14 protein-coding genes are annotated in these 13,543 nt (G+C 72.1%); 10 read left to right on the top strand and 4 right to left on the bottom strand.

The window, feature by feature from the left end:
* The first annotated feature begins 23 nt into the window (after positions 1–23).
* The 7 genes from ABXJ56_RS11360 to ABXJ56_RS11330 are packed head-to-tail and all read left to right on the top strand — an operon-like array spanning position 24 to position 6,467.
* Positions 24–1,535, top strand: coding sequence for an ABC transporter substrate-binding protein (locus ABXJ56_RS11360; RefSeq protein WP_353999771.1), 1,512 nt, complete (start codon positions 24–26; stop codon positions 1,533–1,535).
* Positions 1,532–2,482 (top strand): ABC transporter permease, encoded by a 951-nt coding sequence (locus ABXJ56_RS11355; RefSeq protein ID WP_353999770.1) that lies wholly within the window; start codon positions 1,532–1,534, stop codon positions 2,480–2,482. Before ABXJ56_RS11360 ends, ABXJ56_RS11355 begins: the two co-directional genes overlap by 4 nt.
* A complete protein-coding gene (locus ABXJ56_RS11350; protein WP_353999769.1) occupies positions 2,479–3,411 on the top strand; it encodes an ABC transporter permease in 933 nt (310 codons plus the stop codon). The genes ABXJ56_RS11355 and ABXJ56_RS11350 overlap by 4 nt, the downstream gene beginning before the upstream one ends.
* Positions 3,408–4,217, top strand: a complete 810-nt coding sequence (locus ABXJ56_RS11345; RefSeq protein ID WP_353999768.1) for an ABC transporter ATP-binding protein — start codon at positions 3,408–3,410, stop codon at positions 4,215–4,217. Before ABXJ56_RS11350 ends, ABXJ56_RS11345 begins: the two co-directional genes overlap by 4 nt.
* A complete protein-coding gene (locus ABXJ56_RS11340; protein ID WP_353999767.1) occupies positions 4,214–5,068 on the top strand; it encodes an ABC transporter ATP-binding protein in 855 nt (284 codons plus the stop codon). The genes ABXJ56_RS11345 and ABXJ56_RS11340 overlap by 4 nt, the downstream gene beginning before the upstream one ends.
* A 9-nt stretch (positions 5,069–5,077) precedes the next feature.
* Entirely contained in the window at positions 5,078–6,145 is a 1,068-nt protein-coding gene (locus ABXJ56_RS11335; RefSeq protein ID WP_353999766.1) for a M4 family metallopeptidase, read from the top strand.
* The gene (locus ABXJ56_RS11330) at positions 6,126–6,467 is read left to right on the top strand and encodes a protealysin inhibitor emfourin (RefSeq protein WP_353999765.1); all 342 of its coding nucleotides are present in this window, start codon (positions 6,126–6,128) and stop codon (positions 6,465–6,467) included. Before ABXJ56_RS11335 ends, ABXJ56_RS11330 begins: the two co-directional genes overlap by 20 nt.
* 3 nt (positions 6,468–6,470) lie before the next feature.
* Here ABXJ56_RS11330 and ABXJ56_RS11325 read toward each other — a convergent pair whose 3' ends face one another.
* On the bottom strand, positions 6,471–7,082 hold the full coding sequence (locus tag ABXJ56_RS11325) for a GNAT family N-acetyltransferase (protein WP_353999764.1): 612 nt from the start codon (positions 7,080–7,082) through the stop codon (positions 6,471–6,473).
* Positions 7,083–7,091: 9 nt separating this feature from the next.
* A complete protein-coding gene (locus ABXJ56_RS11320; RefSeq protein ID WP_353999763.1) occupies positions 7,092–7,844 on the bottom strand; it encodes a uracil-DNA glycosylase in 753 nt (250 codons plus the stop codon).
* 69 nt (positions 7,845–7,913) lie between these two features.
* On the opposite strand from ABXJ56_RS11320, the gene ABXJ56_RS11315 reads away from it, so the two are divergent.
* On the top strand, positions 7,914–9,389 hold the full coding sequence (locus tag ABXJ56_RS11315) for an MFS transporter (RefSeq protein ID WP_353999762.1): 1,476 nt from the start codon (positions 7,914–7,916) through the stop codon (positions 9,387–9,389).
* Between the two features lie 18 nt (positions 9,390–9,407).
* Here the strand turns inward: ABXJ56_RS11315 and ABXJ56_RS11310 are convergent, their stop codons facing one another.
* A complete protein-coding gene (locus ABXJ56_RS11310; protein WP_353999761.1) occupies positions 9,408–10,187 on the bottom strand; it encodes an SDR family oxidoreductase in 780 nt (259 codons plus the stop codon).
* Between the two features lie 152 nt (positions 10,188–10,339).
* On the opposite strand from ABXJ56_RS11310, the gene ABXJ56_RS11305 reads away from it, so the two are divergent.
* Complete coding sequence (locus tag ABXJ56_RS11305; RefSeq protein ID WP_353999760.1) at positions 10,340–11,662, top strand: bifunctional o-acetylhomoserine/o-acetylserine sulfhydrylase; 1,323 nt, start codon at positions 10,340–10,342, stop codon at positions 11,660–11,662.
* A 74-nt stretch (positions 11,663–11,736) separates the two neighbouring features.
* On the opposite strand, the gene ABXJ56_RS11300 is transcribed toward ABXJ56_RS11305, so the two are convergent.
* Positions 11,737–12,435 (bottom strand): SDR family NAD(P)-dependent oxidoreductase, encoded by a 699-nt coding sequence (locus ABXJ56_RS11300; protein WP_053547786.1) that lies wholly within the window; start codon positions 12,433–12,435, stop codon positions 11,737–11,739.
* A 73-nt stretch (positions 12,436–12,508) separates the two neighbouring features.
* On the opposite strand from ABXJ56_RS11300, the gene ABXJ56_RS11295 reads away from it, so the two are divergent.
* Positions 12,509–13,522, top strand: a complete 1,014-nt coding sequence (locus tag ABXJ56_RS11295; RefSeq protein WP_353999759.1) for a DUF2332 domain-containing protein — start codon at positions 12,509–12,511, stop codon at positions 13,520–13,522.
* Positions 13,523–13,543 lie beyond the last annotated feature (21 nt).

Raw genomic sequence — 13,543 nt, 5'->3', positions numbered from 1 at the left:
CACGGCCCCCTGAAAGGACGGGCATGCTCCGCCGCACCACCCTGGCCGCATCGACGCTGGCCCTCGTCGGCACCCTGGCCCTGAGCGCCTGCACCGCCGCCCCCGCCCCCGCCCCGACATCGACCGGCACCCCCGACCCGAACGCGTCGGTCGCGATCCGCCTCGTGCTCGAGCCGAGCAACCTCGACATCCGTCAGACCGCCGGAGCCGCGCTCGACCAGGTGCTCGTCGACAACGTGTATCAGGGGCTCGTGGCCCGCACCCCCGAGCAGGAGATCGTGCCCGCGCTCGCGAGGGAGTGGGACATCTCACCCGACGGGCTGACCTACTCCTTCACCCTGCGCGAGGGGGTCCTGTTCCACAACGGCGAAGAACTCACCCCCGAGGACGTCGTGTGGTCGCTGACCACCCGACGCGGCGACGCCGAATGGCGCGACTCCGCCCGGCTCGCCGGCATCCGGGAGATCACCGCCGACGGCCAGGAGATCACCCTCACCCTCGACGAGCCCGACTCCTCGCTGCTGTGGAACCTGTCCGGGCGCGCGGGCATCATCCTCGACGAGCAGACCGACATCGACTACAAGACCACGGCCAACGGCACCGGTCCCTTCGCGCTGGAGACCTGGCTCCGCGGCGACAGCATCGTCCTCGCCCGGAACGCCGACTACTGGGGCGACCCCGCCGGTGTGGCCGAAGTCGTCTTCGACTACATCCCCGACAACCAGTCCGCGCTGAACGCCGCGCTCGCGGGCGAAGTGGACGTCGTCACCGGGTTCGACGCGAACCTCGGGCCGCAGATCGAAGCCGACGGCACCTTCGCCCTCGAGATCGGGCCCTCCACCGACAAGGCGACGCTCGCCTTCAATCAGCAGGACGGCTCGCCGCTGGCCGACCGGCGGGTGCGTCAGGCCATCCGTCAGGCGATCGACCACCAGGCGTTCGTCACCGCGCTCGGCGCGGGAGAGACGCAGTACGGCCCGATCCCCGAGCTGGACCCCGGCTACGAGGACCTGTCGGACCTCGCACCCTACGACCCCGCGGCGGCCCGCGAGCTCCTCATCGCCGCCGATGCGGAAGACCTCGAGCTGACCCTGACCATCCCGAACTTCTACCCGACCACCATTCCCCAGGTGCTCGTGTCCAACCTCAACGAGGTCGGCATCGAGCTGCGTGTGGAATCGGTCGACTTCTCGACGTGGCTCAACGACGTCTACGTCAACCGCGACTACGACCTCAGCTTCGTCCTGCACACCGAGGCGCGGGACTTCGAGAACTGGGCGAACCCCGACTACTACTTCACCTACGACAACGAGGAGGTGCAGGAGCTCTACGCCGATGCCCTCGCCGCCACCGACCCCGCCGAGGTCGACGAGCTCCTCGCCCAAGCCGCACGCATCGTCTCGGAGGACGCGGCCGCCGACTGGCTCTACAACGGCGCCTCGGTCGTTGCCGTCGGCACCGGCATCGACGGGATGCCGACCACCAACGTCAACGAGCGGATGAACCTGGCCGCCCTCACCAAGAGCGACGGGTGATCCGATACGCCCTGACGCGCACAGCCCTGCTCCTGCTCGGGCTGTTCGTCGCCAGCGCGGTCATCTTCGTCACCCTGCGCGTGCTTCCCGGCGACGTCGCACAGCTCATCGCGGGAACCGGATCCACACCTGAGCAGCAGGAGGCCATCCGCACCCGCCTGGGCCTGGACCGCCCACTGCCCCTGCAGTACCTCGACTGGCTCGCGGGACTCCTCCGCGGCGATCTCGGCACCTCCCTGCTGACCGGCGCCGGCGTCGGCGAGGAGCTCGTGCGCCGCGCGGCCGTGACCGTGCCGCTCGGCATCCTGTCGCTTCTGATCGCCCTCGCCGTCAGCCTCCCCCTCGGCGTCGTCTCGGCGGTTCGACGCGCGCGGACCGACGGCACGGCGCTCAGCGTCGGCGCGCAGACGCTCGCCGCCGTACCCGTCGTCTGGGCCGGGATGATGCTCGTCGTCGTCTTCGCGGTCTGGCTCGGGTGGCTGCCCGCGCAGGGCTTCCCCCGCGAAGGGTGGGCGGACCCTGCCGCGGCCTTCCGCGCGCTGATCCTCCCCGCCCTGACGATCGGACTGATCGAGGGCGCGATGCTCCTGCGGTTCGTCCGGTCCGCGACACTCGCCGCGCTCGGGCAGGACCACGTCCGCGCCGCCGCGGCACGCGGACTCACCCGCACCACCGCGTTGGTCCGCCACGGACTCCCCGTCGTCGGCCTGTCGGTGGTGACGGTCCTGGGCCTGCAGATCGCCGGCATCATCGTCGGCGCCGTCGTCATCGAGCAGCTTTTCTCGCTCCCCGGGATCGGACGGATGCTGGTGGCCGACGTCGCCGCGCGCGACCTCCCCAAGGTGCAGGGCGCGCTGGTCGCCCTGACCGGTTTCGTCCTCCTCGTCGGCTTCGTCGTCGACCTGACCCACCGCGCGCTCGATCCCCGCCAGCGGGAGACCGCATGAGCCGCGCCGCCCTCCGCCGTCAGCGCCGTGCGCGCGTCCGCGCCGTCCGCTGGGGCTGGCTCGCGCGCCTCTGGGCTCTCGGAACGGGCCGATTCGGACTGGTCGTCATCGCCGCGGTCGCACTCACCGCACTCGTCGCCACCGTCTGGACGCCGTTCGACCCGCAGCAGGTCGACTTGGCCGCGCGATGGAGCCCTCCGGGCCTCGCCCATCCGCTCGGGACGGACGGGTCGGGACGCGACATCCTGAGTCTCGTGATGGCGGGAGCACGCACGACCGTCGTCGTCGCGATCGGTGCGGGCGCGATCGCGACGGGCCTCGGGCTCGTCCTCGCCGCCCTCGGCGCGCTCACCGCCCGTGTCGTCCGCGAGTCGGTGGCGGTGCTGGTCGACATCCTCATCGCGTTCCCGGTGCTGCTCATCGCCATGATGATCTCCGCCGTCTGGGGCGGGTCCCTCGCCGTGGTGATCTGGTCCGTCGGCATCGGGTTCGGGGTCAACATCGCCCGCGTCACCCGACCCGAGCTCCGCCGCGTACTGCACAGCGACGTCGTCCTCGCCGGGAGGGCGGCAGGGCTCACCCCCGTCCAGAACCTGACGCGCCACCTGCTCCCCCACGTCGCGCCCGTCTTCATCGTGCAGCTGTCGTGGGGCATGGCCGTGGCGGTCCTCGCCGAGGCAGGGCTGTCGTACCTCGGGTTCGGTGCACCCGTGACCGAACCCTCATGGGGTCTCCTCCTCGCCGAGCTCCAGCAGTACCTCACCGTGTACCCGCTCTCGGTGCTCTGGCCGGGTCTGGCGATCACCGCGACGGTGCTCGGCCTCAACCTCCTCGGCGACGGCCTCCGCGAGGCGACGGATCCGACGCTCCGCGGTGCGCGCGGAGCCGCTCGCACCGCGCGCACGCACGTGCCGGAGGTGGTCGCGTGAGCCTCGCCGTGCACGACCTGACCATCGACATCGGCGGACGCCGGGTCGTCGACGGCGTCTCGTTCGCCGTTCCCGACGGCGCCCGGGTCGGGCTCATCGGCGAATCGGGTTCGGGCAAGTCGCTCACGGCGCTCGCGATCCTCGGCCTGCTGCCGGATGCCGCCACCGTCGGCGGCCGGATCCTCTGGGACGACCAAGATCTCCGCGATCTCGACGATCGCGCGCTCGCGCGGCTCCGAGGCCGCGACATCGGGATGGTCTTCCAGGAGCCGCAGACGGCGCTGAACCCCGTGCGCCGCGTCGGGCGGCAGATGATCGAATCGCTCCGCATCCACGACGGCATGTCGCGCGCGGACGCGGCGGGTCGCGCGATCGAGCTCGCCGAGCGGATGGCGCTCCCCGACCCCGCGCGGATCGTCCGCCGCTACCCGCACCAGCTGTCCGGCGGACAGCGGCAGCGGGTCGCGCTCGCCGCGGCCCTCGCCTCTGCGCCCCGCCTCGTGATCGCCGACGAGCCGACCACGGCCCTCGACGTCACGGTGCAGGCCGGCATCCTGACCCTCCTCCGCGATCTCGTCGAGGACGAGGGACGGGGGCTCCTCTTCATCACGCACGACCTCGCGGTCCTGTCGCTGATCGCCACGCACGGCGTGGTCCTCCACCGGGGCCGCGTGGTGGAGGATGCGCCGGTGCAGACCCTGCTGACCGCACCGTCGTCGGAGATCACGCGCGGGCTCCTGCGCGACGCGCGGGCGACGTCCTGGGTCCCGCCGGCATCGACTCGACCGGACGAGGAACCGCGATGACCCCCGCCGCCGCATCATCGCCCCTCGTGCGGGCGCGCTCTCTCGCCCGCGTCCACGCCGGCGCTCGGGAGCGGCCCTTCGGCCCCCGCACCCGGACGACGGCGCTGCACGCGACCGATCTCGACATCCGCGCCGGGTCCTCGCTCGGCATCATCGGCGAATCGGGATCGGGCAAATCCACCCTCGTACGGCTGCTCGCCGCGCTCGACGTCCCGACCTCCGGCACCGTCGAGGTGGACGGCCGACCGGTGGATGCCGCGGGCGCGACCCGCTCGCTGCACTGGCTGCGCGCGCTCACGGGCGTCGTCTTCCAAGACCCCTACGCCTCCCTCGACGCACGGATGAGCGTCGGCCGCATCGTCGGCGAGCCGCTGTGGGCGCTCGGGATGCCGGGTGATCACCGCGCCCGGGTCGCGGAGGTCCTCCTCCGGGTGGGGCTGGACGCCGACGCGGCCGACCGCTTCCCGCACGAGTTCTCCGGGGGGCAGCGTCAGCGCATCGCGCTCGCGCGCGCCGTCGTCCACCGCCCGCGCCTCCTCCTCGCCGACGAACCGCTGTCGGCGCTGGACGTGAGCGTCCGGGCCCGCATCATCGAGCTGCTGGCGCAGCTGCGGACCGAAGAGGATCTGACCCTCGTCCTCGTCTCGCACGACATCGGCGTCGTGGCGCACGTGTGCGACGAGATCGCCGTCATGAAGGACGGGCGCATCGTCGAGCGCGGAACGACGGCCGTGGTCCTCGCCCGGCCGCAGCATCCGTACACGCAGGCGCTCCTCGCCGCGGCGCCCGTCCTCCCTCCGCCCCCCGACGGTATCGCGCCCGACGGAACGGATGTCGCCCGCTCGGACTAGGGTCTGTCCATGGCCGCCGCGATCGTCCCCCCGTACCTTCTGGCCCGCCTCGCCGCGGCTCCGCCCGAGCGCTTCGCGCACGCGGCGCACGCCGCGCGCGCGACGCTGGCGGTCCGCCGTGAGTACCGCCCGGGACGCACGCGTCTGCGCCTGTCGATCGATGCCGACGGCGCGCTCGTCGCCGAGACGGCTCCGGGCCCGGACCGCGCGATCTCCGATGCCGGGAACAGCGAGCGCCTCCCCGGACGCCTGGTGCGACGCGAAGACGACCCGGCGACCTTCGACGACGCCGTCGACGAAGCCTTCGACGGGCTCGGGGCCACGTACGACCTCCTGTGGGACGCGTTCGGCCGCGACGGCCTGAGCGGACGCGGCGGCGAGCTCCCCGCCACCGTCCACTACGGCATCGACTACGACAACGCGTTCTGGAACGGCGAGCGCATGGTGTTCGGCGACGGCGACGGCGAGGTGTTCACCGGGTTCACCCGCTCACTCTCCGTCATCGCGCACGAGCTGGCCCACGGAGTCATCGACGCCGAGGGCGGCCTCGACTATCGAGGGCAGTCCGGCGCGTTGAACGAGTCGTTCGCGGACGTCATCGGTGCGCTCGCCGAGCAGCACCTGCGCGGCCAGACCGCCGACCAGGCCTCCTGGCTCATCGGAGAAGGCATCTTCACCGCTGCGGTCCAGGGCCGCGCCCTCCGCTCGCTCGCCGCCCCCGGCACGGCCTACGACGACGACGTGCTCGGTCGCGACCCCCAGCCCGGGCACATGCGCGACTTCGTCGTCACCGACGACGACAACGGCGGGGTCCACATCAACTCCGGCATCCCGAATCGGGCGTTCCATCTCGTGGCCACCGCCCTCGGCGGATTCGCGTGGGAGCGCGCCGGGCGCATCTGGTACCGCACGCTCGCGGCGAGGGAGCTCCCTACGGATGCCGACTTCACCGCGTTCGCGGCCGCCACGGTGCGCACCGCCACCAGGGAGTACGGTGGGCAGTCCGAGGAGGCACGCGCCGTCCGGGCCGCATGGGCGGAGGTCGGCGTCGACAGCGATGAACCACCCGTCCCCTGACCCGACAGACGCCGAGCGCGCACAGGCGGGCGCTCTCGAGGTCGAGGTGACCCGATCCGGCGGAATGGCCGGGATCCGCCGCCGATGGCACACCGTCGCCGTCGACGACGCGCGCGGCCGCTGGGACGCCCTCCTCGCGCGCTGCCCGTGGGAGGAGCAGGCGCCCGAGACCGCGGGCGCCGATCGATTCGTCTGGCGGATCCGCGCCTCGTGTCCGGGCGAGGAGGTGCCCGAGCGCACCGCGACCCTCTCGGAGTCGGCCCTCGTCGGCCCGTGGCTGGAGGTCGTGCGCGCGGTGCAGGACGCCGCCGAGCGCCCGTGACCGTCAGCGGCCGAACAGCCGGCGCTTCTTCTTGGGGCTCAGCGACTTCTGCAGGTAGATCGTTCCGAGCCAGCGACCGAACTTGAATCCGACGCGGCCCATGCGGCCCACCTCGGTGAAGCCGAGCTTCTCGTGGAGGGCGACCGAGCCCTCCGCGCCCTTGTCGCTGATCACGGCGACGATCTCACGGATCCCCTGCTCCTCGCAGGCCTCGATGAGCGCCTCCAGAAGCGCCCGCCCGAGGCCCTTCCCGGTGGCGGCCTGACCGAGGTAGATCGAGTTCTCCACCGTGTAGCGGTACGAGGACTTGCCCGACCACGGCGCCACCAGGGCGTATCCGAGGATCTGGCCGGAGGGCGACTGCGCGACGAGGAAGGGCAGATCGAGCTTGCGGAGGTGCGCGACCTTGTCGCGCCACTGCGCGAGCGACCACTTCTTCTCGTCGAAGGTCACGACGGAGTTGGTGACGTAGTAGTTGTAGATCTCGCGGATGTCGGGCACGTCACGGTCCTCGACCGGGCGGATCACGTACGAGAATGCGGGCTCCGGCGCCGGCCGGCGACGAAGGTGCCAGGGCAGACGGCGGCGGTCGCGGTCGTATTCCTCCTCGAGCATGGCGTCAGCCTACGCGGCGCCGCGGGGCCCGGCGTCGGCATCGGAGATCCGCCAGTCCACCGGCGGGGCGCCCTGCGCCTCGAGCAGCGCGTTCGCGCGGGAGAACGGTCGCGAGCCGAAGAAGCCGCGCCGGGCGGACAGCGGCGACGGGTGGGCCGATGCGATGACGTCGGTGTCGCCCAGCAGCGGGCGGAGCGAGGCGGCATCCTTCCCCCAGAGGATGGCGACGAGCGGACGGCCGCGCGCCACGAGGGCGCGGATCGCGCAGTCCGTCACCTGCTCCCATCCCCATCCGCGGTGCGAGCCTGGAGCACCCGGCGCCACCGTGAGGACCCGGTTCAGCAGCATGACGCCCTGCGCGCTCCACGCGGAGAGGTCGCCGTGCGGGAGCGGATCGATGCCGAGGTCGTCGACGAGCTCGCGCGAGATGTTGCCGAGACTGCGCGGCAGAGGCCGGACCGCCGCGTCCACGGCGAAGGAGAGACCGATGGGATGCCCCGGCGTCGGGTACGGATCCTGCCCGACGATGAGCACCTTCACGTCCGACAGCGGCGCCGCGAACGCGCGCAGCACGTGGCGGCCCGCGGGGAGGTATCCGCGCCCGGCCGACGTCTCCGCGCGGAGGCGATCGCCGAGCGCGGCGATGTCGTCGGCGACCGGGGCGAGCGCCGCCGCCCACCCGGGATCGAGGAGGCCGTCCGCCGTCAGCGCCGCCAGACCTCGAGGTGCCGCCGCATCCGCCGTCGCATCGTCGCCCTCCATGAGCTGCCCTCCCCGCTGTCGTCCACGCGAGGACCCAGCCTAGGCGGGGCGCGGTGTTATCCTCAGCGCGTGTCCCGCGCCTCCGCCGCCGCCGACCGCCTGCGCGGGTCCGCGCTCGGCATCACCGCCGGCCTGATCGGCTGGTTCGTCCTCGTCGAGGTCACCAGCGGCATCCTGCAGGGGTTCTACGTCCCGCTCTTCAGCGACATCGTGATCCGCCTCGGGGTCACCGACGCCGACGTCAACTGGTTCGAGGCGGCGCAGCTGCTCCTGTCGGCGATCGTGGTGCCGATCCTGGCCAAGCTCGGCGACATGTACGGGCACAAGAAGATCCTGCTCGTCTCGGCGATCCTCACCGCCGGCGCCAGCTGGTGGCTCGCTTTCGCCGGGGACTTCTGGTCGTTCCTGATCGCGTGGGCGCTCCAGGGGTTCTATGTGGTGTGGCTGCCGCTCGAGATCGCGCTCATCTTCGAGCGGGGACGTCGGCAGAACCGAGGGGTGTCGCTGACGCGTCGCGCGGCCGGTCTCCTCGTGGTGGGACTCCAGGCCGGCGCCATCATCGGCGCTCTCGCCGCGGGGCGCATCTTCGCCGCGACCGGCGGAGATCTGGCGCTCACCCTGACGATCCCGGCGATCGCCGTGACACTCACGTGCGTCGTCATCGCCGTCGCGGTGCCGGAGTCGGAGCCCGTGCGCGGACGACGCCTGGACACCGGGGGCTTCGTCATCCTGACCCTCGCCCTGCTCCTCCTCACCAGCGCGCTGACGTTCCTGCGTCTGAACGGCGCGGGCTCGCCGATCGTGTGGCTCCTGCTGGCCCTCGGCATCGCGATGGTCGTGCTCTTCGTGCGCTTCGAGCTGCGTCAGGACGACCCGGCCATCGACATCCGCGTGCTCCGCCGTCCGGAGATGTGGCCGGTGCAGGCCACCGCCTTCCTCGTCGGGATCAGCCTGCTCGGCGCCCAGGGACCGCTGTCGACCTATGCGGGCACCGATCCGGCGCTCGGCTACGGTCTGGGTCTGGACGCGACCGGGCGGTCGAACGTCATCGGCGTCTACCTCGTCTCCCTCATCGTCGGCGCCGTGCTGTTCGCGGTGACCTCGCGACGGGCGAGTCCGCGCTTGATCCTCATCGGCTCGGCCGCGCTCGTCGGCATCGGCTACACCCTCTTCCTGCCGTTCCACCAGGAGCTCTGGCAGGTCCTGCTGAACCTCGGCATCGCCGGGCTCGGCTCGGGCGCCCTCGTCGGCGCCATGCCCGCCGCTGCGGCCGCCGCGGCGCCCCGCGGGCAGACGGGGGTCGCCTCGGCGCTGACGAACACGACGAAGACGATCGGGGGGACGTTCGCGTCCGCCGTCTTCGGCGTCGTCCTCGCCGCCGGCGCCGGCATCGTCGCGAGCGAGACCGCGGCATCCCTCGGAGGCTACATGGCGGTGTGGGCCATCTGCGCCGCGGGAGGATTCCTGGCCGCCGTGCTGCTCGTCTTCGTCCCTCGCGTCGCGTTCGCGGACGAGGTCTCGGCCGAGGTCACCGCGGCCGGGTGAGGGCGACCCGCGGGCGGGCTACGCGCTGCGCGGACGCAGCGGCCCCCGCGCCAGAAGGTGCTGCGCCGACTGCGCGACGGGGCGCATGGTCACGAGGTCGAGGTTGACGTGCGGTGGGGCGGCGAGCGCGTAGGCGATGACGTCGGCGACATCCCCCGCGGTGAGCGGCGCCTCGACCCCCTCGTAGACCCGCTCCGCGCTCTGCGCGTCACCCCGCAGGCGGTTCAGGGTGAACTCCTCCGTCTGCACCATGCCCGGAGCGACCTCCACGACGCGGATCGGTTCGCCGTTCAGCTCCAGCCGCAGCGCGTGGACGAGCATCGCCTCCCCCGCCTTCGCGGCGTTGTAGCCCGCCCCGCCGACGTAGGCGGTCTGCGCCGCGGTGGAGGTCACGAACACGGTGTCGGCGTGGCCCGTCTCCTCCGCCGCGGCGCGCAGCTGCGGCAGAAGACCGGCGACCAGGCGCTGGGCCGAGAGGACGTTGACCTCGAACATCCACTGCCAGTCCTCCGCGGTGCCGTCCTCGACCCGATCCGCCCCGCGGGCGCCGCCGGCGATGTGCACGAGGGCATCGACGCGTCCGGTCTCGGCGAGCCATCCGACGAGCGCGTCGACGTCGGGCGCGGACGTCAGGTCGGCGGCGTAGGCGCGGATGCCGATCTCCTCCTCCAGTCGGCGCAGGCGGTCGGCGCGCCGCGCGACGCCGACGACGTCCCATCCGGCGGTGCGCAGGGCTCGCGCCGTCGCCTCGCCGATACCCGAGCTCGCTCCGGTCACCACTGCACGTCTGATCGTCATGGCCTCCACGCTACCCACCGCGACCGCCGGACCCGGGAGGCCGGTTCGTTACGTCACATTTCCCGACCGTTGTCGCCGCGGCATCCGTTGCCTACTGTCGGTACTCGACCGGGTGCGTCCGCCCCGGCGCCCAGAAACCGCAGGAGCAAGCCATGTCCGCACCCGAGAACTGGCGTTTCGAGACCAAGCAGATCCACTCGGGCGCGCAGCCCGACCCGGTGACGAAGGCTCGTGCGACCCCCATCTACCAGACGACGTCGTATGTCTTCGACAACGCCGACCACGCCGCGAATCTCTTCGCCCTGGCCGAGTTCGGCAACATCTACACCCGCATCCAGAACCCGACGCAGGATGTCGTCGAGCAGCGTCTGGCGGCGCTGGAGGGCGGCACGGGGGCCCTCCTCGTCGCGAGCGGTCAGGCCGCGGAGACCTTCGCGGTGCTGAACATCGCCGAAGCCGGCGACCACATCGTCTCGTCGAGCTCGATCTACGGCGGCACGTACAACCTCTTCAAGTACACCCTCGCCAAGCTCGGCATCGAGACGACGTTCGTGGAGAACCAGGACGACCCCGAGGAGTGGCGCGCGGCGGTGCGCCCGAACACCAAGCTCTTCTTCGCCGAGACCATCGGCAACCCGAAGATCAACGTGCTCGACATCCGCACCGTCGCCGACGTCGCCCACGAGGCGGGCGTCCCTCTCATCGTGGACAACACCATCGCCACCCCGTACCTCATCAAGCCGTTCGAGCACGGGGCCGACATCGTCATCCACTCGGCGACGAAGTTCCTCGGCGGCCACGGCACGGTCATCGGCGGTGTCATCGTCGACGGCGGCAGCTTCCCGTGGTCGCAGAACGTCGACCGCTTCCCGGGCCTCACCGTTCCCGACCCCTCGTACCACGGCGCCAGCTACACCGCCGCCGTGGGCGACCCGCTCGCCTACATCATCAAGGCTCGCGTGCAGCTGCTTCGCGACCTCGGTGCGGCCATCTCGCCGCAGTCGGCCTGGCTGCTGATCCAGGGGATCGAGACGCTGTCGCTGCGCATCGAGCGCCACGTGCAGAACGCACAGGAGATCGCCGAGTGGCTCGAGGGCCGCGACGACGTCGCGTCGGTGAACTACTCGGGCCTGCCCACGTCCCCGTGGTACGCCGCGGCGAACACCTACGCCCCGAAGGGCGTCGGCGCGGTGCTCTCGTTCGAGCTCAAGGGCGGCGTGGAGGCCGGTCGCGAATTCGTCAACGCGCTGACCCTCTTCAGCCACCTCGCCAACATCGGCGACGTACGCTCGCTGGTCATCCACCCGGCATCCACCACGCACTCGCAGCTGACCCCCGAGCAGCAGCTCACCGCGGGCGTCACCCCGGGTCTGGTGCGCCTGTCGGTGGGTCTGGAGAACATCGACGACCTCAAGGCCGACCTCGATCAGGCGCTCGCGGCCGCACGTCGCGTGTCGGAGGCCGCGCGCGCCTGACACGCCACCCACCGCGCGTCGATGACGGCGCCCCGACCTCACCGGCCGGGGCGCCGTCATCCCTGTGAGAGGACTTACACGCGCACCTTCGGGCGCACGTGGCCGAGGCCGCCGTCGACGCCCAGGACCTGGCCCGTGATCCAGTGATTCGCCGGGTCGAGGAGGAACACGACGGCGCGCGCGACGTCCTCCGGCTCGCCGAGCCTGCCGAGCGCGTGCATGGCCTCGGACACCTTCCGGGACTGTTCGCTCGCCGTGAGTCCGGCCGTCAGCGGTGTCTGCGTGAGCCCCGGAGCGACGGCGTTGATGCGCAGGTTCTGCGCGGCATAGCTCGCCGCCGCCGACAGAGTGAGTCCGATCACGCCGGCTTTGGCGGCGGCGATGGCGTCGTGGTTCGACAGCCCGGCCATCGCGGCGGCGGAGGACACCAGGACGACGGATCCGCCACCCCGGAGGTGGCGCCCGGCCGCACGGACGGTGGCGAAGGCCGTCGTGAGCGACGCCGCCACGATGTCGTCGTACTGCGCGCGCGACGTCAGATGAGCGGGCTTGAGGAGCATCGAGCCGGCGAAGCACGCGACGCCGTCGACGTCGCCGGCCTCGGCGATGAGGCGATCGACCGCGTCGAAGTCGGTGGCGTCCAGTTCGGCATCCGGTGTGATCTTCTCGCTGTTGCGAGCGGTGGTGACCACGTCGTGCCCTGCACTGCGCAGCAGTTCGGCGGTGGCCTGACCGATGCCGCTCGAAGCGGCGATGAGGAGGAAGCGGGACATGACCACATTCTGACGGCCCGGTCAGGGGCCCGGGGTCGTCGCGGGGGAATCCTTCCCGCCGTACCCTGGCCCCATGATGACCGGGGACGGGGAGGCGCGCATCGCCGCGGCGTATGCCGACTTCGGGCGCCGCTGGGCGCACGGCACCTCGCCGCTGTACGAGGAATGGGCGGTCGGGTTCGCCGATGCGCCGGATCTCGTGGGATGGGTCGCCGGGCTCCCCCCGCGGATGCGCCAGCCGAATCTGATCTTCGCGGCGATGCGGTGGAACGGATGCCCGCTCGATGACTGGGCGTCGGCGCGCGTGTGGCTGGAGCAGCACAGGGAGGTCGTCGTCAACACCGCCGCGACGCGGTCCACGCAAACCAACGAGCCCGGTCGCTGCGCCACCCTGCTGCCACCGCTGTGCCGCCTCCCCGGACCGCTCGCGCTGCTCGAGGTCGGAGCGGCCGCCGGGCTCTGCCTCTTCCCCGACCGTTACGGCTACCGTTTCGAGACACCGGCCGGATCTCGCGTCATCCCGGCGTCCTCCGCAGTCGATCTGGTCTGTCGCGTCGACCGCGCCGACATCGTGCCCGACGCCGCACCCGAGGTGGTCTGGCGCCGCGGAATCGACCTCTCCCGCATCGACGCGGCTGACGCGGACGCCGTCGCCTGGCTCGCGACGCTCGTCTGGCCCGGTCCCGACCACGACCGCCGGGTCCGGCAGCTGCGGGCGGCGGCCGCGATCGCCGCCGCCGATCCGCCCGAGATCATCACCGGCGATCTGCGGACCCGGCTCGAAGACGCCGCGGCGACGGCGCCGGAGGACGCCACCCTGGTGGTGTTCCACAGCGCCGTCCTGATGTACCTCGATGCGCCCGCCCGCGACCGGTTCGCCGCCTTCGCCACCGACCTGGGGCGGCGGCTCGGCCGCGACGTCGTGTGGATCTCGAACGAGACGGTCGGCACGTTCTCCTCGATCGATGCCCGGCTCCCCGCCGCGCTGGACGGATCGGGGCGATTCGTCCAGACGGTCGACGGCATCCCGGTCGCCCTGGCCGGGCAGCACGGGGCGACGTACGAAGTCGGCCCGTTCGCCGGGTGAGGGGGGGTCGACGCGTGAACA

Source organism: Microbacterium aurantiacum (genome assembly GCF_040532595.1).
Taxonomy (GTDB): domain Bacteria; phylum Actinomycetota; class Actinomycetes; order Actinomycetales; family Microbacteriaceae; genus Microbacterium; species Microbacterium chocolatum_B.
Note: the sequence above shows the minus strand (reverse complement) of the source record. Positions and strands in the feature narration are given on the sequence as shown.